The 24,503-nt window shown below is 62.4% G+C and carries 16 protein-coding genes; 3 read left to right on the top strand and 13 right to left on the bottom strand.

What is annotated here, in order from left to right:
* Positions 1–146: 146 nt before the first annotated feature.
* From nifJ to G7Y51_RS03910, 8 genes are all read right to left on the bottom strand, one after another.
* The gene (gene nifJ / locus G7Y51_RS03945) at positions 147–3,695 is read right to left on the bottom strand and encodes a pyruvate:ferredoxin (flavodoxin) oxidoreductase (protein ID WP_165175079.1); all 3,549 of its coding nucleotides are present in this window, start codon (positions 3,693–3,695) and stop codon (positions 147–149) included.
* A gap of 754 nt (positions 3,696–4,449) precedes the next feature.
* On the bottom strand, positions 4,450–6,159 hold the full coding sequence (locus G7Y51_RS03940) for an FAD-dependent oxidoreductase (RefSeq protein ID WP_165175078.1): 1,710 nt from the start codon (positions 6,157–6,159) through the stop codon (positions 4,450–4,452).
* A 135-nt stretch (positions 6,160–6,294) separates the two neighbouring features.
* Positions 6,295–8,253 carry a selenocysteine-specific translation elongation factor gene (gene selB / locus G7Y51_RS03935; protein WP_165175077.1) on the bottom strand — a complete coding sequence of 653 codons (1,959 nt, stop codon included), beginning with the start codon at positions 8,251–8,253 and terminating at the stop codon, positions 6,295–6,297.
* Positions 8,254–8,395: 142 nt separating this feature from the next.
* Positions 8,396–9,406, bottom strand: coding sequence for a chemotaxis protein (locus tag G7Y51_RS03930; RefSeq protein WP_165175076.1), 1,011 nt, complete (start codon positions 9,404–9,406; stop codon positions 8,396–8,398).
* Positions 9,407–9,518: 112 nt separating this feature from the next.
* A complete protein-coding gene (gene ispH / locus G7Y51_RS03925; protein ID WP_165175075.1) occupies positions 9,519–10,385 on the bottom strand; it encodes a 4-hydroxy-3-methylbut-2-enyl diphosphate reductase in 867 nt (288 codons plus the stop codon).
* 113 nt (positions 10,386–10,498) lie between these two features.
* A complete protein-coding gene (locus tag G7Y51_RS03920; RefSeq protein ID WP_165175074.1) occupies positions 10,499–11,509 on the bottom strand; it encodes a tRNA-dihydrouridine synthase family protein in 1,011 nt (336 codons plus the stop codon).
* A complete protein-coding gene (locus tag G7Y51_RS03915; protein ID WP_165175073.1) occupies positions 11,506–13,341 on the bottom strand; it encodes a SulP family inorganic anion transporter in 1,836 nt (611 codons plus the stop codon). The genes G7Y51_RS03920 and G7Y51_RS03915 overlap by 4 nt, the downstream gene beginning before the upstream one ends.
* A 1-nt stretch (position 13,342) precedes the next feature.
* Entirely contained in the window at positions 13,343–14,464 is a 1,122-nt protein-coding gene (locus G7Y51_RS03910; RefSeq protein WP_241160124.1) for a hypothetical protein, read from the bottom strand.
* A gap of 429 nt (positions 14,465–14,893) precedes the next feature.
* Here G7Y51_RS03910 and G7Y51_RS03905 point away from each other — a divergent pair, with 429 nt between their 5' ends.
* Together G7Y51_RS03905 and G7Y51_RS03900 are read left to right on the top strand one after the other, a co-directional pair.
* The gene (locus G7Y51_RS03905; RefSeq protein ID WP_165175072.1) at positions 14,894–16,015 is read left to right on the top strand and encodes a transglycosylase SLT domain-containing protein; all 1,122 of its coding nucleotides are present in this window, start codon (positions 14,894–14,896) and stop codon (positions 16,013–16,015) included.
* Between the two features lie 320 nt (positions 16,016–16,335).
* Positions 16,336–16,941: an OmpH family outer membrane protein gene (locus G7Y51_RS03900; protein ID WP_165175071.1), complete on the top strand. Its 606-nt coding sequence runs from the start codon at positions 16,336–16,338 to the stop codon at positions 16,939–16,941.
* 263 nt (positions 16,942–17,204) lie between these two features.
* Here G7Y51_RS03900 and G7Y51_RS03895 read toward each other — a convergent pair whose 3' ends face one another.
* From G7Y51_RS03895 to G7Y51_RS03885, 3 genes are all read right to left on the bottom strand, one after another.
* Positions 17,205–17,471: a hypothetical protein gene (locus G7Y51_RS03895; RefSeq protein ID WP_165175070.1), complete on the bottom strand. Its 267-nt coding sequence runs from the start codon at positions 17,469–17,471 to the stop codon at positions 17,205–17,207.
* Between the two features lie 203 nt (positions 17,472–17,674).
* Entirely contained in the window at positions 17,675–18,700 is a 1,026-nt protein-coding gene (gene cydB / locus G7Y51_RS03890) for a cytochrome d ubiquinol oxidase subunit II (RefSeq protein ID WP_165175069.1), read from the bottom strand.
* 2 nt (positions 18,701–18,702) lie between these two features.
* A complete protein-coding gene (locus G7Y51_RS03885; protein WP_165175068.1) occupies positions 18,703–20,028 on the bottom strand; it encodes a cytochrome ubiquinol oxidase subunit I in 1,326 nt (441 codons plus the stop codon).
* Positions 20,029–20,268: 240 nt separating this feature from the next.
* On the opposite strand from G7Y51_RS03885, the gene htpG reads away from it, so the two are divergent.
* Positions 20,269–22,233 carry a molecular chaperone HtpG gene (gene htpG, locus G7Y51_RS03880; protein WP_165175067.1) on the top strand — a complete coding sequence of 655 codons (1,965 nt, stop codon included), beginning with the start codon at positions 20,269–20,271 and terminating at the stop codon, positions 22,231–22,233.
* Positions 22,234–22,350: 117 nt separating this feature from the next.
* Here the strand turns inward: htpG and G7Y51_RS03875 are convergent, their stop codons facing one another.
* Together G7Y51_RS03875 and G7Y51_RS03870 are read right to left on the bottom strand one after the other, a co-directional pair.
* Complete coding sequence (locus G7Y51_RS03875) at positions 22,351–22,929, bottom strand: hypothetical protein (protein WP_165175066.1); 579 nt, start codon at positions 22,927–22,929, stop codon at positions 22,351–22,353.
* Between the two features lie 209 nt (positions 22,930–23,138).
* Positions 23,139–24,488, bottom strand: a complete 1,350-nt coding sequence (locus tag G7Y51_RS03870; protein ID WP_165175065.1) for a BPL-N domain-containing protein — start codon at positions 24,486–24,488, stop codon at positions 23,139–23,141.
* Between the last annotated feature and the right edge of the window lie 15 nt (positions 24,489–24,503).

Raw genomic sequence — 24,503 nt, 5'->3', positions numbered from 1 at the left:
CCTGCCTGTTGCGTATTCCGACGCGGCCCGCGCGTCGCGCGGGCCGCATTTCATCCGGCATTTCCCGCATCCGTCCGGTGGAAGGCAGTCAGAGCGCGTGCTCCTGCCTGCTTCGGATCGGCGCGGATTTTTTCCGCGGCGGCCTGCTATTCCACTTCCGGCGCGCTTGCCGCCGGCGCGGGATGGGGCATGTCCGCCAGTTGCTTGTACAGCGCGTAGCGCTCCGCATATTCCCTGGCCAGTTCGGCTTTGAGTTGCCTGGAGATTTCCGGCTTGGTCTTGTCCAGAGAGGCAAAGCGCACTTCGCCCTGCAGGAATTCCTGCATGTCCGCGCCGGGCGCTTTGGAGTCAAGCTGGAAGGGATTCTTGCCCTCCCTGGCCAGATCCGGGTTGTAGCGGTACAGGGGCCAGTAACCGGTCTGCACGGCCATTTTGGCTTCTTCCATGCTCTTGCCCATGCCCTTGCGCAGGCCCTGGTTGATGCAGGGCGAGTAGGCGATGATCAGCGAGGGGCCCTTGTAGGCCTCGGCTTCGCGGAAGGCCTTGAGCACCTGCTGCTTGTCCGCGCCCATGGCCACGGAAGCCACATAGACGTAGCCGTAGGTCATCATCATGCGCCCCAGATCCTTTTTGCGGGTGCGCTTGCCCCCGGCCGCGAACTGGGCCACCGCGCCCAGAGGCGTGGATTTGGAGGACTGGCCGCCGGTATTGGAGTACACTTCGGTATCCAGCAGCAGCACGTTGATGTCGTCGCCCGATGCCATCACATGATCCAGGCCGCCGTAGCCGATGTCGTAGCCCCAGCCGTCGCCGCCGAAGACCCAGACGCTCTTCTTGGTGTACAAGTCGTCCATGTCCCAGAGCTGGCGGGCCAGGGGGCTGTCGAAGCCGTCCAGGCTGGCCAGGATTTTCTCGCCGTATTCGCGGGAGCCCTGGGGATCGTCCTTGTGATCATGCCAGCCCTGCAGGGCTTCCCTGAGCTCGGCGGGGACATTCTCCTGCTTCAGGGCCTCTTCCACAATCATGGCCAGGCGGGCGCGGCGCTGCACATAGGCCAGGCCGATGCCGCAGCCGTATTCGGCCGCGTCTTCAAAGAGCGAGTTGCCCCAGGCCGGGCCGAAGCCGTCCTTGTTGGTGCAGTAGGGAGTCGTGGGCGAGGACGCGCCCCAGATGGAGGAGCAGCCCGTGGCGTTGGCCACGACCATCCGCTCGCCGAACATCTGGGTGAGCAGCTTGACGTACGGCGTCTCGCCGCAGCCGCCGCAGGCCCCGGAGAATTCATGCAGGGGCTGCTGCAACTGCGAGCCCTTGAGCGTGTCGCGGGGCAGCAGATTGTCCTTGAGGGAGATGTGCTCCTCGGCGAATGCCAGGTTGGCTTTCTGGGTTTCCAGCTGGCTTTCCAGGGGCTTCATGACCAGAGCCTTTTCCTTGGCCGGGCACACGTCGGCGCAGGAGCCGCAGCCGACGCAGTCTTCGGGATAGACCTGGATGCGCACCTTGAGGCCCTTGAGCTCCTTGCCGGTGGCGTCCTTGGTTTCAAAGCTCGCGGGCGCGCCCTGCAGCTCGTCCTCGGTGGCCAGCACCGGGCGGATGGTGGCGTGCGGGCAGACAAAGGAGCACTGATAGCACTGGATGCAGTTCTGCGGCTGCCATTCCGGGATGTTGATGGCCACGGCCCGCTTTTCGCAGGCTGTGGTGCCCAGGGGCATGAAGCCCGCGGGCTCCATGGCCGAGACCGGCAGCTGGTCGCCGCGCATGGAAAGGATGGGGCGCACCACGTCGCGGATGTACTCGTCATCGCCGCAGTGGCAGGACTCGGCGCCCTGCGTGGCGTCGGCCCAGGAAGCGGGATAGCGGATTTCCTCCAGCGCGTTCGCGCCCTTGTCCACGGCCGCGATGTTCATATTCACAATCTTGTCGCCCTTGAGCCCGTACGTCTTCTTGATGGACTCCTTGAGCAGTTCCACGGCCCTGTCGAAATCAATGACGTTGGCCAGCTTGAAGAAAGCCGTCTGCATGATCATGTTGATGCGGCCGCCGAGGCCCACTTCCTGAGCGACTTTCACGGCGTCCACGTTGTAGAATTTAAGCTTCTTGCGGGCAATGATCCGCTTCATGGCCGCGGGCAGGTGGCTTTCCATGTCCGCCAGGGACCAGTTGGAGTTGAGCACAAAGGTGCCGCCCTCCTTGATGCCGTCCAGCACGTCGTACATATTCACATAGGCGGCCTTGTGGCAGGCAATGTAGTCGGCCTGGGTGATCAGGTAGGAAGACTGGATGGGCTGTTTGCCGAAGCGCAGATGCGAGACGGTCAGGCCGCCGGATTTCTTGGAGTCATAGGCAAAGTAGGCCTGAGCGTACATATCGGTGTTGTCGCCGATGATCTTCACGGCCTGCTTGTTGGCGCCCACGGTGCCGTCGGAGCCGATGCCGAAGAATTTGCACTGCACGGTGCCCGCGGGCACGGTGTCGATCTCGTCTTCCACGTCAAGGGAAAGATTGGTCACATCGTCCTTGATGCCCACGGTGAAGTGGTTCTTGGGCTGCAGGCCGAGCATGTTGTCAAACACGGCCTTGGCCATGCCCGGCGTGAAGTCCTTGGAGCCCAGGCCGTAGCGGCCGCCCACGATGGTGGGCGCCTCGCCCTTTTCCAGAAAGGCGGTGCAGACATCCTGGTACAGCGGATCGCCCAGGGCGCCCGGCTCCTTGGTGCGGTCCAGCACGGAGAGAGAGGTGACCGTGGCCGGAAGGGCGCGCAGCAAATGCTCGGTGGAGAAGGGACGGTAGAGGCGCGTTTTGATCAGACCCACGCGCTGATCGCGGCTGTTCAGGTAATTGACCGTTTCCTCAAGGACTTCGCAGGAGGAACCCATGCTGATGACCACGCGGTCGGCTTCCGGATGGCCCACATAGTCGAAGAGGCGGTAGCGGCGGCCGGTGACGGATTCCACCTTTTTCATGTTTTCCAGCACAATGGCGGGCACGGCCTCGTAATAGAGGTTGGAGGCCTCGCGGTTCTGGAAATAAATATCCGGGTTCTGGGCCGTGCCGCGGATGTGCGGATGTTCCGGGTTCATGGCGCTGGCGCGGAATTCCTCGACCTTGTCCCAGTTCACCAGGCCGCGGATGTCCTCGTAATCAATGACTTCAATCTTCTGCACCTCATGGGAGGTGCGGAAGCCGTCAAAGAAATGGCAGAAGGGCACGCTGGAATCAATGGCCGAAAGATGGGCCACCAGCGCAAGATCCATGCATTCCTGCACCGAGGAGGAGCAGAGAAAAGCGAAGCCGGTCTGGCGACAGGCCATCACGTCTTGCTGATCGCCGAAAATGGACAGGGCGTGGGAGGCCAGAGCGCGGGCCGCCACATGAAAAACGCCGGGCAAAAGTTCGCCGGCGATTTTATACATATTGGGAATCATCAGCAAAAGGCCCTGGGAGGCCGTGAACGTGGAGGTCAGACTGCCCCCGGCGAGCATGCCGTGCACAACGCCCGCCGCGCCTGCTTCCGATTGCATTTCGCGCACAATGACCGTCTGCCCCAGCAGGTTTTTTTTGCCCTGGGCCGCCATCTCGTCCATAACTTCGCCCATGACCGAAGAAGGGGTGATGGGGTAAATGGCTGCCGTTTCCGACAGGGCGTAGGCAATATGCGTTGTGGCGTTATTGCCGTCCATGGTTTTCATTTTAGCCATCTGTTCCTCCTTGGCGCCGCCCTGGCGCGCAATGTTGGTTCCCAATGAATTGCCGGGGCCGTGCTCCGGCTGTCTGGTCTTGTGGTGCGAAAAAGGCGCGTTGCCGGGGTGCGGAGCGTGCTGACGCATGTGCCGGCGTGCCCGCGCGCGGCGGTTTTGAAAAAATTCGTCTCGTCCCAGGATGCGGATCAAGATGCGGATGAAACAGTTTAGCCAATCCCACCGTGCTCGTCCATTAAAAATGGGCTGCCGCAACCGCCTGAAGCGGCGCAATGCCGTGCCCGGCGGAAAGCCGTGCCGGAACAGGCCGCCGGTTTGCCCGCAGGGAGTCTGGGCCGTGGCTTGCAAAAGGCCGAACCCTGCGCGGCCTCCTGCATGGATTGCTTGCCAAAACTACTAGAGAATTTTGCTTTTGAAATTATCCAATTTCAAAAGCGGCGCTGCCATCATTTCGCGTCCAGAACGCGGTCTGGACGCTCATTCGGCGCGGGCGTCCGCTCCCGCGGCCGCTAGAGCAATTTCAAAGTGAAATTGCTCTAGCACAAAATTGTTTGTTTGAACAGTCAAAAAAGCGTATTTTGGGTGAAATTATTTTTTTGTTGCGATTGCGGCATCTTACCGGTTGTGAGGCGACATCCTGGAGCAGAGCGCTTGTGCAACGCTCGCTCCGGCGCGCATACCACAGCTCCGCGCCCGCTGGCGTCGGCAGGAGCGTCGGGCGCGGAGCTGCAAGAGTCTATGCGTACAAGCGAAGTTATGGTTTCAGACCCATCTTGTTGAGGGCCTGCATGCCGCCCGTGGAATTGACGGTGTCTGTAATTCCGTTGCGGGCCAGAATCAGCAGGCTGTCGTATGCGCGCAGGCCCGTATTGCAGATCAGGGCCACCGGGCGATCCCTGGGCACTTCGTCGATTCTGGCCGCCATTTCTTCCAGGGGAATGGAATGCCATTCCGGGTGCTCGGCCTGCATGGCCTGACCGGCCTTGGCCGGGCGGGCGTCAATAAAGAAGACGCTGTTCCGGTCCCGGTTTTTCCAGAGCTCCATGAATTCGTCGCCGGTGACGGGTTTGAAGCGGCCTGCGAGCACGTTGTCCGCCACATTGGCCACCACGTTGACCACGTCCATGGCCGAGGCGAACGGCGGCGCATAGGCGATTTCCAGATTGGAAATATCCTCCACCGTGGGCCTGGCATACTGCAAAACCCCGGCCACTGCGTCCACTCTGGCCTTGAGAGCGTCGCCCGCCGGCCCGGCGCCCTGAATGCCCAGCACGCGCCTGTCGGCTTTGTCCACAACCAGCTCCAGGCTCATCATCTCCTTTTCGGGATAGAAGTGAGCGCGATCCAATTGCTCCACGCTGACGCTCATGGCGTCAAAGCCTTCCTTGCGGGCGCGCTCAAGCGTGAGGCCCGCGCCGCAGAAGGAAAGGCCGAAAAGTTTCACCGCCCAGGTTCCCACATAGCCCGTGAAGGCCGCATTGCCGCCTGCCAGATTGGTGCCGATGACGCGGCCCTGACGATTGGCCAGGCTGCCCAGGGGCAGATAGCCCGGCTTGCCGGTGATGAGGTTTTTGATGGCCACGCAGTCGCCGCCGGCGTAGATGGCCGGATCGGACGTGCGCATGTGCTCGTCCACCACCACCCCGCCGAAGGGGGCCACATCCAGGCCCGCGTCCCTGGCCAGCTGGCCGTTGGGGATAAAGCCCGCGGCAAAGATGACCAGTTGGGCGGGGAGCTCGCGCCTGTCGGTGATGACTTTGCTCACCGCGCCGTTTTTGCCTTCCAGCCTGAGCACCTTTTCAGCGGTATAGACATCAACCTTGTGGCTTTGGCAGTCATGCGCGGCCATGCGGGCCAGAGAGCGCGAGAGCACGCCCGGCAGGATCTGATCCATCATTTCCACCACGCTGACCCTGACGCCCCACATGTCGGCCAGGGCCACGGCCGCTTCCAGACCGATGAAGCCGCCTCCCACAATCACGGCCTCGTTGATTCTGCCCTCCTGGCAGGCCGTGCGGATCGCGTCCGCGGCCTCCAGGCGGGTGAGCGAGAGCACGTTGTGCAGGTCTTTGCCTTCCACCGGGGGAACCCGCGGGCTCGCGCCCGTGGCCAGGACCAGTTTGTCGTAGGGCAGTTTTTCTTCCTTGCCGCTGACCACATCCCTGACCAGCAGGGTTTTGCCCTGGCGGTCGATGGCCAGGGCCTTGGTCTGGTTGCGCACGGTCACGCCCTTCATGCTGCGGAAAAATTCCGGGTCGCGCACCGTATGGTAGGGGGTGGCGCGCAGATCATCCAGATTCTGCACCTCGCCGGAGACATAATAGGGAATGCCGCAGCCGCCGTAGGAAATGTAGACATTTTCGTCCACAATGGTCACGTCGGCATCCGGCATCAGACGCTTGCAGCGGGATGCGGCTTTGGGGCCCAGGGCAACGCCGCCCACAATAAGAATTTTTTCAGGCATATCTTTTCTCCTCTTCACATAAGATTATGTTGCGGCCTGAAGAATTTTTACCCTGCCGTGGCTTTTGGAGGAAGAGAAGCCTGCGCGCCTCGGATCGCGGCAATCCGCGCCGCGGCCGGGACGGCCGGCACTGCCTCAGCGCCCCCGGAAACGGCGCTGATCGCCCACGCGCACGGTTATCCGCTCATTATCCATATATTCCAGCAAGGCGATAAGGTACTTGCGGGAAAGCCCAAGAATTTCCTTGAGACCGCCCACGTCAAGATTTTCATGGCTTTCGAACCATTGCCGTACCTGTTCGAGAATCGCGCCCAGGGCTGCCGCGTCGTAATACAGGCCATCCTTCACCTTGACCAGCGCCCCTTGCTCGCAGAGCAAACGCAGCACGGGCGCGGCCTCTTTGACAGTACAGCCGAGCTCTTCCAGCAGATCCCTGGCGTTGGGCGGCGTCAAGCCGGCGCGCTGATGGGCCGCCAACAACTTTTGGCGCAGGCCCGCCTGATCCGCAGCCAGGGTCACCGTATGCCCGGCCAGGCGCAGACCTTCGCCTGCCACGGCCAGACGGCCCGCTTTTACCGCGGCGTCCAGAACCTTCTGGATCAGGCGCGGCGGCAGGTTTTTGCTCCAGGCCGCCAACAGGGCGTTGCGCGAAAAAGCGGGTTTGAGCGGCTCCTTGCAGTGCAGTTCTGCGGCGCGCGCCAAAGCGCCGGCGAGCAGCCTGTCAAAGGCCGCCTTGCTGATCCAGCAATGATTTTCCTTGTCCCAGCACAGGGCTTCGCCCTTGCCGGAAAGCAGGCTGAGGCCGGCGTCCAGCGCGCTTGCGCCGAGGCCCGTAAGCGCCTTGAGTTGCGCGCGGCTCGCCCCGCCCGCGCCGCGCAGCGCGAGCACCGCGCCGATCAGGGCGGCGCGGCTTTCGTCGCGCTGCCGTCCCCCGGCCGTGGCGGCGCGATCGCTCAAGGAGGGGAGCTGTTCCAGCAGACGCAGTTTGTCGGGCAGTTCCGGGTCTTTGCGGCGCAATTCCGGCGGCAGGGGGCTGATCAGCACGCCGCCCGCCACTGTGCGCAGGGGCGCGCAGGCCCGCAGCACGCAATGATCGCCGAAAATGCCGACCATTTCTTCCGCGAAGCGCACTTCCGCCAGAGCCGTCTCGCCGGGAGTCAGTCTGTCGCGATCCCAAAAGACGACGCGGGCCGCGCATTCTCGCGCGCCGTGGTGAAAATGGATTTCCACCCGCTGCCGCAAGGGGCGCGGGGCCGACGCCAGGCAGGTCAGCCTGAGCAGCCAGCGTTTGGAGGGAAAGAGCTCGCCGGGCCTGGCCAGCACAAAACCGCGCTCTATCTCCGGCACATCCAGGCCCTGCACGTTGACCGCGCAGCGTTGCCCGGCCGAAATCGTGTCCACGCTTGTGCCGTGGCGCTGTATGCCGCGCGCGCGGCCGGGCAATGCCGGCGGCATGAAGCGGATTTCGGCCCCGCTGTTCAGCGCGCCGGAAATCACGGTGCCGGTGATCACCGTGCCATGCCCTTTCATGCTGAAGACGCGATCCACAGGCAGGCGAAAAATATCGCTACGCCGCCGGGCGGGCTGCGCTGCGGCATTTTGCAGGATATGGGCCCTGAGAGCGTCCAGCCCCAGGCCCGTGGCCGAGGAGACGGGAAAAAGCGGAGCATTCTCCAGAAATGTGCCTTCCAGAAAGCGGCGAATGTCTTCTTCAACCAGCGCGAGCCATTCCGGATCAACCATGTCGATCTTGGTCAGGGCCACAAAACCGCTGTCGATGCCGAGCAGGGAGCAGATTTCCAGGTGCTCGCGAGTCTGGGGCATGACGCCCTCGTCCGCGGCAATGACCAGCATGACAAAATCCACGCCCGCCGCGCCTGCCACCATGTTTTTCACAAAGCGCTCGTGGCCGGGCACATCCACGATGCCCAGGCGTTCGCCTCCAGGCAGATCCAGCCAGGCGAAGCCCAGCTCAATGGTGATGCCGCGGCGTTTTTCCTCGTCCAGGCGGTCGCAGTCCATGCCGGTGAGCGCGCGCACCAGAGAGGTCTTGCCGTGATCGATATGTCCGGCCGTGCCCAGCACAACAGCCATTGTCCGCACTCCCGCAGCCGTGATGATGTTTGCGCCAGCATACACGGGAGGTTGCGGCTTTGCAAATGGCCGGAGCATAAAAAACGGGGAATGCGCAAGCGCATTCCCCGCAAGAAAAACAAGCCGGTATGGATATGCCCGCTCAGGCCGGGGCGTGATCGGGTTGCTCACGTTCCTTGATCAGGGTCAGAGCGCGTCTGGCAAGCTGCGTGACTTCCGGCTTGGAAATCTGATCGTCCGCGCCCACGCTTTCGCCCTTGTGGCGCAGCTTGTCGGTGATCAGGGAGGAAAAGAGCAGCACCGGCAGCTTTTTGAGCAGGGGATCGCTTTTGATCCGGTTGGTCAGGTTCAGGCCGTCCATGATCGGCATTTCAATGTCCGAGACCACCACATGCACAAAGTCCGTGATCGGGCGCTTTTCCTCTTCCGCGCGGCGTCGGAATTCTTCCAGCCGTTCCCAGGCCGCGCGGCCGTTGGATACCACTTCCACGGTAAAGCCCGCCTTTTCCAAGAGGTCGCGCTGCATCTCGCGCACCAGGGCCGAGTCGTCGGCAATCAGGGCGCGGTAGCCGGCGTTGGTCCAGTCCGCGCCGAGATCATCCAGGCGCAGCCCCAGTTTGGGGTTCAGATTGGCCACCACCTTTTCCAGATCCAGCAGAAAGACGATGCGCTCCTCCAGCTTGACCACGCCAATGACCGTGTTGTTGGAAACCGCGGCCACATATTTGTTGGGCGGCTCCACCTTTTCCCAACTGATCCGGTGGATGCGGTTGACCCCGGAAACCATGAAGGCCGTGGTCACGTTGTTGAATTCCGTCACAATGGTTTTGGGCTGCTCGTCGGTCTGGATATGCGTTTTGCCCAGCCACATGGCCAGATCCACCAGGGGGATGATACGCGAGCGCAGGTTGAAAGCCCCGAGCACGCTCGGATGCTGCACTTCGGGCAGTTCCGTCACCTTGGGCATGCGGATGATTTCCAGCACCTTGGCCACGTTGACGCCGTAAAAGCCCCGGTAGGCCTCCTCGGCGGGACCGGCCTCGGGCGTTTCTTCGCCGTCGTCTCCGGATGAAGGGACGACTTCATCCAGATAAAATTCCACCACTTCAAGCTCATTGGTGCCCGCTTCCAGGAGAATATTGGTCTGAGCCATGCTGCCTCCGAAAAAACGCTGCGCAAGATACACGTCATGAAAAAGCGGCATGCAGCCGCATTCGCCCAGGTGCGAACGGCCCCGGCGGGCTGCGTGTTGCCCCGCCGCGTGATCACAGTGATGCCAGCCAGGTCTGGGCGGCGTCAATGAGACTTTTCGGCGTAGATGCGCCAGCCGTTAGGCCTGCGCGCGATTTTTGCGTAAATCTTTCGGCATCAAGCTCGTCCACGCTTTCCACATGAAAGGTCTCAATGCCGCTCAGGGCCGCCACATCGGCCAGTCTGCGGGTATTGCCGCTTTGCCTGCCCCCCACGACTACCATGACATCCACGCGCGAAGCAATGCTGCGCGCTTCTTCCTGCCGCTCGCGGGTGGCGTCGCAAATGGTGGAAAGCACCACGAGATCCGCAAAGCGCGCCCGCAGCATTTCTTCAAGAGCCGCAAAGGTTTCGCGATCCTGGGTGGTCTGCGAGGCCAGCACATAACGTTGCCTGTCCGGCAGAATGAGGCGCTCAAGTTCTTTCTGGCTGCCGAAGACATAGGCAGGACCGAGCGCGTAGGAGACAAGGCCGCGCACTTCCGGATGATCGGCCTCGCCGAACAGCAGCAGCACAGCGCCCTGGCGCGTGGCGCGGGCAATGGCCAACTGGGCCTTTTTGACCTTGGGGCAGGTGGCGTCCGTGATGTGCGCGCCGCTGGCGCGTACTTTTTCCTCCTCCTGGCGGGGGATGCCGTGGGCGCGGATGATCACCGCGTCGCCCGGCCGCAAGTCCGCTGTGTCGCGCACGCAGACCACGCCCCTGGCTTCATAGGCCGCGAGCACCTGCGGATTGTGAATGATCGGACCCAGGGTGCAGATGCGCCCTTGCGGGCTGCGGGCGGGTGTGGTCGCGGCCAGGGTCAGGGCCGTGTCCAGCTTTTGCAGGGCCAGACTCACGCCCATGCAAAAGCCCGCTGTTGTGGCGCGGAGTACGTCCATATTTCTTCTCCTTGGGCACTGGGCCGTTTCAGAGCATTTTCTCTTTGAAAAATGCTCTGCTGACGCGAAAGCGGCCACCTTTGACTTTCATAAAAAGTCAAAGGTAATCTGCTCTAAGATTCCGGCAGAAAGGTCTCCAGCGCGTCTTCCAGCTCCTGCCAATCAGTACAGCGGCAAAGCTCCTGGCGCAAGGCCCGCGCGCCGGGCAGAAGTCGCACATAGCGGGGCAGCACGGAGCGCATCTTCCAGAGCGCGGCCTTGCCCGGGCAGTATGCGCGCGCAAGCTCCATGTGGCGGCGGATCATGGCGCGCAGGCGGGCCGCGTTGGGCGCTTCGGGGACGCCACCCCGGCACAGGGCCCGGTGCTCGGCAAAGACAGCCGGATTGTGCATGGCCCCGCGCGCGTACATCACGCCGCTGACGCCGGTCTGCTCAAGGCAGCGCAGACCATCGGCCGCGCTGAACAAGTCCCCGCTGGCCAGCAGAGGCAGGGATAAACGCGGCGCAAGCCGGGCCAGGGCCGTCCAGTCCGCCGCGCCGCCAAAGCCCTGGCGCGCAAAGCGTGGGTGGAGCGTCAGCCAGCCCGCGCCCAGATCCTCCAGGCGCAGGGCCAGATCTTCCCAGACCGGACGCTCGGCGTTGATGCCCAGGCGCAGTTTGAAACCCACCCGGCCGGGCCCGGCGGCGCGCAGCATGGCTTCAGCCGCGCGCAGGCTGTTTTCCGGATCCGCCAGCATGGCCGCGCCCGCGCCCTGGCGCATGACCTTGGGCACGGAGCAGCCCATGTTCAGGTCAAACCAGCCGAAGCCCGCCTCGCGCAGCACTTCCACGGCCTGTTGCAGAAAAGAGGCCTGGCTGCCGAACAGTTGAACCACCAGGGGTTGATCCTCTGGCAGGGTGGCCAGCAGCGCGCCGGTGCCCGGGCTGCCGTAGATCAGGCCTTTGGCGCTGACCATTTCAGTCACGCAGACAGCGGCCCCGTATTCCCGGCAGAGCAGGCGGAAAGGCAGATCGCTGTATCCGGCCAGGGGCGCGAGCCAGGGGTGCTCCGGACCGAAAGGCAGGCGCGCAGGATTGGCCGGGCAGCGGCAGCGCGGGGCAGGAAGCGCCGGGATTTTGTTCATGGCTGTTTTGTTGCCGATGCTGGTTTTGGGGGCGCTGTTTGCGGCTCCCCTTCATTGGCCGTGGCCGCCATGGCCGCGGCTGTTTTTTCCGGGGGCGGCGCAGGCGGCGGATCCGGCGCGGGCACAGAGCAGCGGTCGTCCCGGCAGGTGATACGGCTGAGCAGATTTGCGGCCAGGCGCAGGCCCTCGTTGATGGTCTCAGCCACAAAACCGGAGCTCAGATAACTCAGCAGGCCCGTGCGCCGCAGAATATCGCGCACATTGCGGCTGCCCACCACCAGAATCACGGGCACGCTGTGCGCGTAGCAGCGTTCGACGAACTGGGCCAGCGCATGCGCGCCCGAGGCGTCCAGCCAGAACACGCGGGTCAGATGGAGGACAACCAGCCGGGCGGGTTCGCGGTCTTCCTCGCGCAGTTGGCGTTCCAGTTCATGAATGGCTCCGAAAAAGAGCGTGCCCTCAATGACGTAGACGGCAATGCCCGGCGGCATGTCCGGCGGCGCGTCGCGCAGCAGGGGATCTTTGGGTCTGAGCCTGCGCACGCGCGGATGTGAGGTTTTATAAATGAAAAGCACCAGTGAAAGCAGCACGCCCACGAAGATGGCGCGTTCCAGATCCAGCAGCAGGGTGGCGGCAAAGGTCAGCAGAAGCACGGCGCGATCCACGCGCGTGGCCACCAGACAGAGGCGGATGGCTTCCCTGTCGATCATCTGAAAGGAGATCAGCAGCAGCACGCCGCCCAGGGCGGGCATGGGCAGATAGCTGATCAGCGGGGCCAGCACAAAGAGCATGGGCAGGACCAGCAGGCCGGAAAACACGGTGCCCATGCGCGTAGTGCCGCCGGAGGTGACGACCAGCGCGCTGCGGGTGAAAGAACCGCAGCCCGGAATGCCCGAGGTCAGCCCGGCCGCGATATTGCCGAGGCCCTGGCCGATGAGCTCCTGGCTGCCGTTGAACACGTCGCCCTTGATGTCGGCCATCTGCTTGCCGATGGCCAGGGATTCCACCGTGCCCAGCAGGGCAATGGCCAGGGCGGGCATGAACAGATCCCCCAGCGCGGTGAGATCAAAGGCCGGGGGCAGGGAGAGCGGCGGGATGATGCTGGGTATGGGCCCCACCAGAGCCACGCCGTTGGCGGTCGCCTGCAAACCGTCCGCGATCAGGCTCACCAGGGCCAGGGCCGCCAGCGTGGCCGGGAAGCGCCGGGAAATGCTGTTGCGCAGCAGCAGAATAAGGGCAATGGTCAACAAGGCCAGCCCCAGGCTCCAGTAATTGATCTGCCCAAGTTGCCGCGCGGCCATGCCCAGTTGCGGGAAAAAGCCCGCGGGCTTGGGGCCGGGCAGCCCCAAAACCGTCTTGAGCTGGCCTGCGGCGATCAGCAGGGCCGCGCCGGTGGAAAATGCGACCATGACCGAATGGGAGATGAAATTGGCCAGATCGCCCAGACGCGCCAGGCCCATGCCCACCTGGATCAGCCCGCAGAGCAGGGCCAGGCCGAAAACATACGCCATGCGCGCTTCCTGCGGCAGGCTGGCGATCAGCGTGCCGCCCACGCTGACTGTGGCCATGGTGGAAAAAAGCACCATGGAAATGGCATTGGTGGGCCCGGCTGCCAGGTAGCGGGCCGAACCCCAGAGCGCGGCCACGATCACCGGCAGCATGCAGGCGTAAATGCCGTACTGCGGATGCACGCCCGCAATCAGGGCATAGGCCATGGCCTGCGGAATGGCCATGGGCGTCACGGTCAGCGCGGCCGTCAGATCCGCGCGGAAATCACGGGCGGTATACGTTTTCAGTGTGTCCAGAAAGGGCAGGAAGGTCGCGGCGCGCATCTCAATCCTCGTGGCGGATGTCGTCTTCCAGCTTGAGCACGTCGTGCCCCAGGGCATAGTGCAGCAAACGGGGGCGCTCGACGGATTTTTTGAGCGAACTGATGATCCGGGTCATGCGCCGCGTGCCTTCCAGGACGCCGCCCAGATGCCCTGCCAGTTCCGTGAGATCGCTGCGGGCCAGAATACTCTCCAGCTCCAGAGCCAGAAAGCGGCCGCGCGAGTCTTCGGGAAATTCGGCCAGAAGCTCCCGCGAGATGCGCAGGGCACGGGCCAGGTTGGCGTCGATGTCCTCCACCAGCTCGCCGCAGTATTCTGCCTGGTTGCGCATCACATTGAGCGCGTTGTTGCCGTAATGGGCCATAGCCCCGGCGGCTTTTTCCAGGGTGTCGCGGGCCACGGCCACGCGGCGGCCCACAGTCAGGGAGACGATGCGCGCGCATTTGGAAAGAAAACGCTCGTCGTAGGCTTCAAAGCCGTACTCGCGCTTGGTGTAGAGCTGCACAAGCCCGAAAGCCGGGCGGTCGTTGCGCTCCCGCAGCACAAAAGCCAGACGCGAGCGATAGCCTTCCTTGTAGATCACGCAGTCAAAAGAGCCGCCCCCGCGCTCCAGGCCCTGCAAGTTGTTGGAAACCACATAGCGGATATGCCCTTCCAGAACCGCGCTCATGACCGGATGTTTGCGCAGGCTCTCATCCAGCATGGGCGCCACTATGGGGATGCTCCCGCCGCGCACATGATTGGCGGCCTGGGTCACCCATTCGCCCCTGGCGTTTCTGAGGCGGCAGACATACAGATCAGCGTGCAGGGCGTGCACCAGGACCTCGGCGCTCTGGCGCAGAACTTCGCCGGGCGGGGCCATGCGGTCGGCAATGGAAAGCAGATCGTTGGAAACCCGCAGCAGGGTTTCGGTGTCGCTCTGCATGGACGTCACCGAGGCCAGCAGTTGCAAAAGGCAGCGCCAGCTTTTGAGGGGCACGCGGCGCACGTCCGGATGGTAGCCGGAATCAAGCGTGCGCTTGGCCGCGGGCAACAGGCCGAGGATCGCGGCGCGCATTTCGGGAGGCGCGTATTGCAAAAGTCGCGTTATATCTTCGCGCACATGGTTTGCTGCCTGGTGTGACACGATTTGCCTCTGCTCCTGGAGCACTAGAGCATTTTGCTTTTGAAATTATTCAATTTCAAAAGCGGCGCTGCCATCATTTCGCCTGAAAAACGTGGTTTTCAGGCTCATTCGGCGCGGGCGCCAGCTAACGCTGTCGCCAGAGCGGTTTAGCTAATTTCATTAGCAAACCGCTCTATACGTTGCGGCATGGCCGCCGCGCCGCCCTTCAGGCCCGTCCGGCGGCATGGGATCAGCAGCATAGGCCGGAAGCGGGCCTGGGTCAATGGGGTTCATTTTTTTGACCGAAAGCTTGTGAAATTTTTTTCTTCATCGTTATTTTCCTGAAAAGATATGGGTGATTTTGATTTGGCAGGATAATTGCATTAAAACAAGAAAAATCTCTCGGCGCACCCGCGCCGGACAGCAGAGGAACAGGCCAAGGATACGCCCATGACGTCCCGCAGAACCATTCTGATTATTTCGCTATGCCTCGGCAGCGCTCTGATCCTGCTGGGGATGCTCGCGGGTTTTGTGCCGCACAGCGAGGGTCCGGAAGTGCGCCGCCGGGCCAGTGATCATGTGATCAGCCTGCGGCCGGAGGATTTGCCAGAGCCGATCCTCCCGCAGGGCGACGGCACGCGCTTGTGGGCCATCCGCGGGCCCGCTCCGGCGCAGGATGCCCCGCGTCCTCCTGAACAGCGGCCCGACCAGGGCGATACGGTCGTCCGGGATCAGATAATCACTTTCGAGAAGAGCGGCGTGCGCCTGGACATGGGCGACGGGGACATTCTTTTTGGCGAGGAGGCCGAGCTGCCGGAGCTGACGCCGCTTCTGGCCCTGGATGGCGCTTCCATGCCGCTGCTCGTGGCGGCCCAACCGCGCGGGTACGGGGATGCTCTGGACGCTTTTGGCCGTCCCTTGCGCTGGCTTGCGGACGAGGCCTGGCTTGAGGGCTATACCCCCGTTAACCTGCAAGCCCCGGCAGAAAGAAAACCGGCCGGCGAAATGTTCGCCTCAGGCTCCGGCGCGGGCGGCAGCCTGCTGGCCAGGGCCCGGCGCTACCGGCAATTGGTGGAGAATTTCGCCCGGCGCTATAATCTGAGCACCGAACTTGTCTACGCCATCATCCACAGCGAAAGCGATTTTTCGCCGGGCCTGATCAGCAACAAGTCGGCCATGGGCCTTATGCAGCTTCTGCCGAGCACAGCCAGCGATGAGGTGCACCGTTTTTTGTACGGCCGCCGCGGCGACGTGAGTTTCGACGAGCTGCGCGTGCCTGAAATCAATATCCGCTACGGCACGGCCTACCTGCATATTCTGCTCACCCGGTATTTTTCCGGGGTGCGCGATCCTCTGGCCCGCGAGTATTGCGCGGTGGCGGCCTACAATATGGGGCCCAACCGTTTTCTGCGCCTCTACGGCGCCAGCAACGAGGAAGCCGTGGCCCGGATCAACGCCATGAGCCCGCAGGCGCTCTACGAAGATCTGACCGTGCGTCTGCCTGTGCGCGAGACCCGTTTTTATGTGGCCAAGGTGCAGCGGATGAAAGGCCAGTTTGCCGAACTGCGCTGAAAGCGTGTTCCGGATGCTGAGGCAGGCCTGCGCTCCCTGCGTACAAAGGATCTGTTTCCTTGCCGGCGCGGCGGAACTCCTGCGTTGCCAGACGCGCTCCGGGGCCTCCAGCTTCAGGAGGATAAAAAACTGTTGAGCTGTGCGCAAAAAAAACGTATGCAAAACGGATTGGCTATATCCGTATGCGCCACAGCGGCTTTGCGCGCCGCCGGCGCAGATCCGGGATGCTTCGGCGGTTGCCTGAGCCGGAGACCATCTCCCCGCAATGCCGTGGTAACGGGTTCGCGGGACCATTATACCTGAGAGGAGTGCTTACCACTATGCGAATCCGTTTTTTCATGCCTCTGTTTTTTGTGTTGAGCTTTATGCTTCTGGCGTGCCAGCAGACCGAGAATGCCGCCCAACCCAGGCTGGCGGTGGTGGATATGGCGCGCATCATGCGCGACAGCGAGCCGGGCAAGGCGGGCGTGAAGTTCCTGGAAGGCCTGCAGGCCGAAATGCAGGGCAAGCTCAATGAGATCCAGGGGCGGCTGGAAAAAGATCCCAAGGACGAAGACGCGCAGAAAGAACTGCAAAGCGTGTACATAGCCTCGCAGCAGCGTATGCAGGCCGAGCAGCAGAATGTGGTCAATCTGCTCTATGACGCCGTGCAGCGCACTGTGAACGCCTATCGCGAGCAAAAGGGCTATGACGTTATTTTGAACACCGAAGGGGCTGCCTCGTTCAATCCCAAGGTGGATGTGACCACGGCGCTCATCGCGGAAGTGAACAAGCAGAAGCTTGATTTCAAGCCTGTGGCCGCCGCAAAGGCGGCGTCCGAGGCCGAAGCGGCTCCCGCCCCGGCAGAGGATCGGCCCGCGGCACAGGATAAAGCCCAGACCCCGGCGTCGCAGAACGGCAAGCCTGCCAAGGGCAACGGCAAATAAGAATTCTTTCGGACGATCGTTCAGGTCTCGTGCCGCTGTCTGCGGCCGAGACCTTTTTTATTGTATGCCGGGCAGCTGCGCCCGCGGCCGCCAGAGCGGTTGCCGTTTTCAACAGCAAACCGCTCTAAAACGCTCGCTCCGGCGCGCCGGACGACAGTATCCCGGCCCGCAAGCATCCACGCTTGCGGCCCGGGATACATAAGACGACTGCGGCTGTATGTGCTCAGCCCGCAGCGCAACGGCCGTTCAACGGCCGTGGGGCGTTAATACCACATTTTTTTGAGTTGGGCGTCAGTGACGCCAAGACGGTGCATGCACATCACAAAATAGGAGTCCCAGAGCGGGTTGGTGGAAGTATAGATGCCGGGGCCGTTCATGGCCGTGGCTTCTTCCTGGCATTGCACTTTGGCGCGCTGGGCCTCCTGCTCCTCGAAGGTCAGGGGTTCATGATGGCGGTATTGCGACGCGCACGCGGCAAGGGCTGAGACGCACAGCGCGGCGGCCAGGAATAATCCTGTGAATCGTTTCATTGTTTGCTCCGATAAAGTTGAAAAGCCGCACGGTCAGAATACCGGTGCGGCTTTCAGGGTTAAAGGATAGGGTTTGGCCCGGTTTGCCGCATGGGTTTTGCGTTCAATTCCCTTGCGGCGCTGATCCGTTACCGGACCGCGGCCGGTTCAGATCCCCGTTGGGGGCTGAAGCGGCCGGAAGGGCAGTGCATCATAAGCCTGCCCTAATATGCATGATCGTCCTCAAGTTCCCGGGCCGTCACCGGCTGAGAGAATATCCGGTAGGTCCAGAACTGGTAGATCAGAACAAGAGGCACCATGACCACTGCCACGCCGAGCATGATCTTGAGAGTCAGCGGGCTGGAAGAGCCGTTGAAGGCCGTCACCGTGGCCGCCGGGTCCAGGGAGGAGATGATCATGCCCGGGTACATGCCCATGACGCCGAAGTACGTCACGCCAATGATGAACAGGGCGCTGCAGCCCCAGGCCAGCCAGAGCCTGCCTGCCCGCAGCATGGCGCGCGCGCCCAGCAGGCCCGCCAGGGCCAGCAGCGGCAGCGCGAAGAGCGCTGGCATGGCCAGGTAATTGGCATAGAGTTTGGTGTAAAAGGCGGTCATGATCAAAAAGACAACCAGCAGCGCCAGCATGAGCGGCCAGAGCATGGTGGCCGCGGCCAGAGCGCTGGTCTGCAGTTGGCCTCTGCTCTTGATGGCGAGCCAGATGGCCCCGTGCAGGGTGAACATGCAGAGAAAGAACACGCCGCCCGCCAGACCGTAAGGATTGAGCAGCTTGAGCAGATTGCCGTGATAGATGCCCTGCGCGTCCACCGGGATGCCCATGAACAGGTTGGCGAAAGCCACGCCCAGCAGCAGGCAGGGCAGCAGGTTGGCCAGAAAGTGCACGCCGTCCCAGAAGGAGCGCCAGGAGGCATGTTCCACCTTGCCGCGGAACTCAAAAGACACGGCGCGGAAAATCAGGGCGAAGAGCAGAAGCAGCAGGGGCGCGTAAAGCGCGCTGAACATGAGCGCGTAGGCCGTGGGAAAAGCCGCGAAGGTCACGCCGCCGGCCGCGATCAGCCAGACCTCGTTGCCGTCCCAGAAGGGACCGGCGGCATTGTACATGATCCGGCGGTCGGTCTCGGTTTTGCCGAGGAAGGGCAGCAGCGCGCCCATGCCCAGGTCAAAGCCGTCCAGGACGAAATATGCGGCCCAGAGCAGGGCCCAGAGCACAAACCAGGTGGTTTCCAACATGACTATGCCTCCCGGGCGTCAGGGCCCTTGAGCGCGTATTTGCGCAGCAGATAGATATCGAGGATGCCCAGCGCCGAATAAACCAGGATGAAGGCGCCCAGCGAGATGGCCACATTGGAGGCCGGCACCGGGGACACGGCGTCGGTGGTGCGCATAAGCCCGTAGACGATCCAGGGCTGGCGGCCTATTTCGGCCACGGCCCAGCCCAGCATCAGACCGATGTAGGGCAGGGGTATATTCCAGACCAGGGCTTTCAGGAGCCCCCGGCAGGGCATCTGGCGCTTGCGCTGTAGGGTGGCCGCCAGAGAAAGCAGAAGGAAGAGCATGCCCAGGGCCACCATCAGCCGGAAGGACCAGAACACGGGCGTGACCGGGGGCCGGTCTTCCTTGGGGAAGCTCTTGAGGCCCTTGACCTCGGCGTCGGTGCGATTGTAGGCGATCCAGCTCAAAAGCCCCGGAATGCCCACGGCCTGGATGCTGTTGCGCTCGTTGTCCGGATCAGGCCAGACCATCAGATAGAAAGGCGCGTTCGTGCCGCTTTCCCAGTGGGATTCCATGGCCGCCAGCTTGGCGGGCTGGTGCTCGGCCACGGCTTTGCCCTGCTCATCGCCGCTGAGCACCAGAACAAGAGTCAGAATCAGGGTCCAGGGCGCAATCATTTTGAAGGAACGGCGGAAAAAATCCGTGTGGGCCTGGTTCCTGTTGCGCAGAAGATGCCAGGCCGAAACTCCGAGCACGAAAAAGCCGCCCAGGGCCCAGGCCGCCAGCACGGTATGCGCAAACATGCCCCAGGCGTAGCCGTTGAAAACCACGTCCCAGAAATTGGCAAGCTCGGCCCGGCCCGCGGCCTCGTTGATCACATAGCCCACCGGGCGCTGCATGAAGCCGTTGGCCAGAATGATCCACAAGGCGGAAATGTTGCCCGCAAGGGCCACCAGCCAGATACAGAGCAGGTGGGTTTTTTTGCCGACCTTGTTCCAGCCGAAATGCCAGATGGCCAGAAAGGTGGATTCCAGAAAAAAGGCCACCGTGGCTTCAATGGCCAGAAGCGAGCCGAAAATATCGCCTACATACTCGGAATAGCGGGACCAGTTGGTGCCGAACTGAAATTCCAGAGTAATGCCGGTCACCACGCCCAGCGTAAAGTTGATGAGGAAAAGTTTGCCCCAGAATTTGGCATGGCGTTTCCATATTTCATCGCCGGTGCGCACATAGCGGGTTTCCATCCAGGCGATAATTACGGAAAGGCCGAGGGTCAGGGGCACGAAAATAAAATGAAAAAACACGGCCACAGCGAATTGCAGCCGTGAAAGCATCACAACGTCCATTAGGGCCTCCTTACGACTTCGTCTATGGCAGATAGCCTGAAGTTCGCCAAAAAGCAAGCAATAGTTGATATGGAAGGATTCATTTTTCGAGTGAAATTTCTTTTTCAATCATGTAAAATTACAATGAACTTTGTAAGACAGTCATCTCAAAGGTGAATCCCTCCTGAGATCGGCTGATCCTTGACGCCGCGCAATACGGCCTTACTGTAACGGGTAATGTTGTAATCCAGGAGGTTCGTTATGGCCGAAGCCGGCAAAAAGACCCGTCAATTTCGCGCTGAAGTACGCAAGGTTCTGCAGATCCTGACCAATTCCCTGTACACCAATCGCGAAATCTTTCTGCGCGAGCTCATTTCCAATGCCTCGGACGCGTTGGACAAGCTGCGCTTTCGCATCAGCCGCGGCGAAAAGCCGCGCGATACGGAACTGCCGCTGGAAATCCGGATCAGCATCGACAAGGATGCCAAAACCCTGACCATCGCCGACACCGGCACAGGCATGACGGCCGAGGAACTGGCCGAAAACCTGGGCACTATCGCCAAGTCCGGTTCCGAGGAATTTCTGGCGGATCTGGCGGCCGAGGCCGAGACGCGCAAGTCCAAGGGCAACGGCACAAGCGGCGGCGAGGCCGAGACGCCGGATGCGGCCAACATCATCGGCCGTTTCGGCGTGGGCTTTTATTCGGTCTTTATGGTGGCCGACAAGGTGGAAGTGACTTCCCGCCCGGCCTTCGGCAAGGACGCCGCGGCCCATGTCTGGACCAGCGACGGCCTGGGATCCTACAGCATTGCGCCTTCCGACGCAGCCGAGCCCGCGCGCGGCACAACGGTCAAAGCGCATCTCAAGGACGACGCCGTGGAATTTCTGGAAAAATTCCGGGTGGAGTCGGCCATCCGCAAGCATTCGGCCTTTGTGCCCTTTCCTGTTTTCGTGGACGGGGAGCGGGTCAACACCCAGCCCGCGCTCTGGCGCGAGCCCAAATCCGCAGTCAGCAAGGAGCAATATGACAATTTTTACAAATCCCTGACCTATGACGCCAAGGCCCCTCTGGATGTTCTGCATATTGCGGTGGATGTGCCGGTGCAGTTCAATGCCCTGCTGTTCATCCCGGACAGCGCGCAGGATTTCTTTGGCGCGGATCGCGATTTCTGGGGTCTGGATCTCTATGCCCGGCGGGTGCTCATCCAGAACCGCAACAAAGAGCTGATCCCCGAATACCTGGCCTTTCTCAAGGGCGTGGTGGACACCGAGGATCTGCCCCTCAATATTTCGCGCGAGACGCTCCAGGAAAACGTGCTGCTGCGCAAGATCCATCAGGTCATTGTCAAGCAGACCCTGAGCCATCTGGAAAAAACGGCCAGGGACAATGCGGAGCAATACAACCGTTTCTGGCGGCTGCACGGCAAAGTCTTCAAGCTCGGCTACCACGATTACCCCAATCGCGAGCGGATCAGCGCGCTGCTGCGCTTCAACTCCTCAAGCCTGCCGGAGGCCGAACTGCTGACCAGCCTGGACGAATATATGTCCCGCGCGCCCCAGAGCCAGAAAACCTTCTGGTATGTGGCCGCGCCCAATCGCGAGGCCGCCAGGCTCAATCCCCATATGGAGCTTTTCCGCAGGAAGGGCATTGAGGTGCTCTATCTTTTCGAGCCGGTGGACGAATTTGTCATGGAAGGCATCGGCAAGTATAAGGAATGGGATTTCAAATCCGTGGAAAGCGCGGCCGATGACGCCCTGAGCGCCTTTGAGGACAAGGAGGGCGAAAGCAGGGAAGCCGCGGCGCCGCTTACCGAAGCGGACAATGCCACCTTTGAGGATTTGCTCAAACGCATGAAAGAGATCCTGGGCGAGAGGGTCACTGATGTGCGCGTCTCGCACCGTCTGGCAGACAGCCCGGCGGTGCTGGTTTCCCCTGACGGCGGGCTTTCCTCATCCATGGAAAAGCTGCTCAAAGTCATGCAGAAGGATGACTCCCTGCCGGTGAAGGTTCTGGAGGTCAACCGCGATCACCCGCTGCTGCGCAGCATGTTGCGGATCTACAAGGCCGATGCGCAGGACAGGACGCTGTCTGAAATGACCCAGGGCCTTTTTGACGCCGCCCTGCTGCTGGACGGCTACCTTAAGGATCCGCAGGCCCTGGCCGCGCGCGCCAACAAGCTGCTGGAAGAGGCCGCGGCCTGGTATACGGAGGTCAGGAAGATATAGCAACTGCAAAAGTCTTTGCAGGAATCTGCCGCACAGGGCGTTCGCCAGCCGCACAGGGCATGTTCCAGCGGTTCCCGAACGCCCTTGCGCTTTTTCAAAGGCAGGCTGCCGAGAGCCTCAGTGTCCGGCGTCCTCGTGCGTCCACCCCTGCGACCGGAAGCGGAAGGAAAGGGGGCGGTACACGGAAATCAGGCACATGGAAAGAATGATTGCCAGTTGCAGAGCGCCTTCCCGCATGCTTTCGGGCAGGATGCAGGCCCGCACGAAACGCAGCGGCCCGTCCAGGCCCCGGGACGCCAGCAGCCCGATCCAGGCGTCGCCCCACGGGCCCCAGAACACGGTGCCCCAGAAGCCAGCGCAGAGGCTGATCAGCCATTTGTAGCCGATCCAGGCGAATTTGAAAAAGCCGATGGACGTGCAGGTGGAATAGAACAGGCCGGTGAGCAGGCAGCCTGCCAGCCCGGGCATCACCACCCAGGTATCCACAAAGTGCAGGCATTGGCCCACCAGCGCGGCAAAAGCCGGATCTGCGGACGAAAGCTTCAGAAAACTGAGCGCCTGCATGGAAAGGGCGCCGCCTGCCCAGGCTGTGGCGGCCAGCAGGTGCAGGGCCTTCATGCCTTTGATGATCACATTGTCGTGCGCGCTGAGTCCTTTGCCCTTTGCGCCGTATTTTTTCACCATCTCGTTCAGCATACGCGCCTCTCACAAACAAAAATCCGCGACGTGGCCTGTCCGGATCCGCTCTCCGCCGTGCCGGGCCGTGCGTCCACACGGGGACAATCTACGCAATTCAGGCGCGCGGGCCAATCCTGTTTGTTTGAACAAACAAGACCGGCTGGCCAAGGCCCCGCTCTTGGGGCCGCTGCCGGGCGTCTCTGTCCTCAGGCCGGTCCTGCCCCGGCTCAGGCCCGTGAACCGCGCGCCGGGCAGTCCTGGGAGAGGTAGATCAACTCCTCCACGATGGTCAGCAATTCCTCAACCAGACCGCCGCCGTGCATGGCGTGGCCGAACAGGGCTTCGCGCTGGTTGCTGAGGCCGCGTTTGTCCACCGCGTCAGGCAGGCTGGGAGCCAGGGTTTCGGCCAGGCGGCAGGCCAGCAGATAGCCTTCTGCTCCGGCCTGAAACAGGGGCATGAGCCTGGCAAAACGCGGGCGGGCCGTATCCCAGAAGTCCAGCGCGGCCTTGCCGGGCGCAAGGCTGACGGCCGTGCAGAGCGCGGCGTGCAGATTGTTGCAGGCCGCGCCCGGCAAGCCCGCGCGCCAGCCCCAGAGCCAGGGCGCGCGCTCGAAAAAAAGATTGTGATCCACAGCCAGATCCAGCAGGGCGCGGGTCATGCGCAACCCTTCCAGCAGGGGCGCGCCGCGGCTGTCGTCCGCCCAGGCCGCGCCCGGCTCGTGCAGATTCCAGGCCGGGATCAGCTCCGCGCCCGGCTCAAGCCCGGTCAGGGCGCGCAGCAAATGGGCCAGCCAGGCGTTGGCGTCGCGGCTTTCGGGCGTTTCCAGATGGGAATAGCTCAGAACATAGCGGCCCTTGCCGAACGCCCCACTGATCACCAGAGGTTGATCCGTGAGAAAATCCGCGGACAGATTGACTCCGTACAAGGCCTGCCAGGCCTCGAAGACCTGTGCCGGAATGCCCTGCAGGGGCAAATCCGCAAGCCAGAAGTCCGTATCGGGCGCGGCGTACGCGGCCAGCACGCTGACGTCGTCACGCTCTTCCGGGGCAAAACGGCCCGGCCACCAGACCGGCAGGGAAAGGCCGCGCTCGCGGCTCGCATCCTGAAGAAAGGCGGGCAGCAGCCTGGCGTCGCCCTGGCAGTGCGCGCGCACTCGCACATGGCCGGAAATCAGATGATGCAGGCGTTCGGGATAGGCGGCGCGCGACCAGGGGCAGATATTCAGGCCGTCCCGCGCATCGCGCTGGCTGAGCGCAAGACCCGCGCCCCCGCAAAAACCCAGATAACTGCCGCCCCTGGCCAGATAGGCGCGCACGGCCTTGCGCCCCGCCTTGCCCAGGGCCAAGGCCTTGAGGCGGGCGTTGCCCCCCGGAACCAGCAGAAGGGGCGTGGAGGCGCAGCCAGGGGAGCACGATCGCTCTGCCCGGCCCTGCTTGCCTAAAAGCGCGCCTTCAGCTATTTCTTTGCCCTTGACCAGGCGGCAGGCCAGGCCCAGGGCGCGTAACGCGCGCCAGGCCATGAGCCCCCAGATGTGGGACGCATCCCATAAAATACAGATCGGCCGCGCGTCGTGCATAGCGGCGCAGTATCG

It is taken from the genome of Desulfovibrio sp. ZJ369, assembly GCF_011039085.1.
GTDB lineage: Bacteria > Desulfobacterota > Desulfovibrionia > Desulfovibrionales > Desulfovibrionaceae > Desulfovibrio.
The sequence above is the reverse complement of the archived record's forward strand: the minus strand, read 5'-3'. Positions and strand labels throughout refer to the sequence as shown.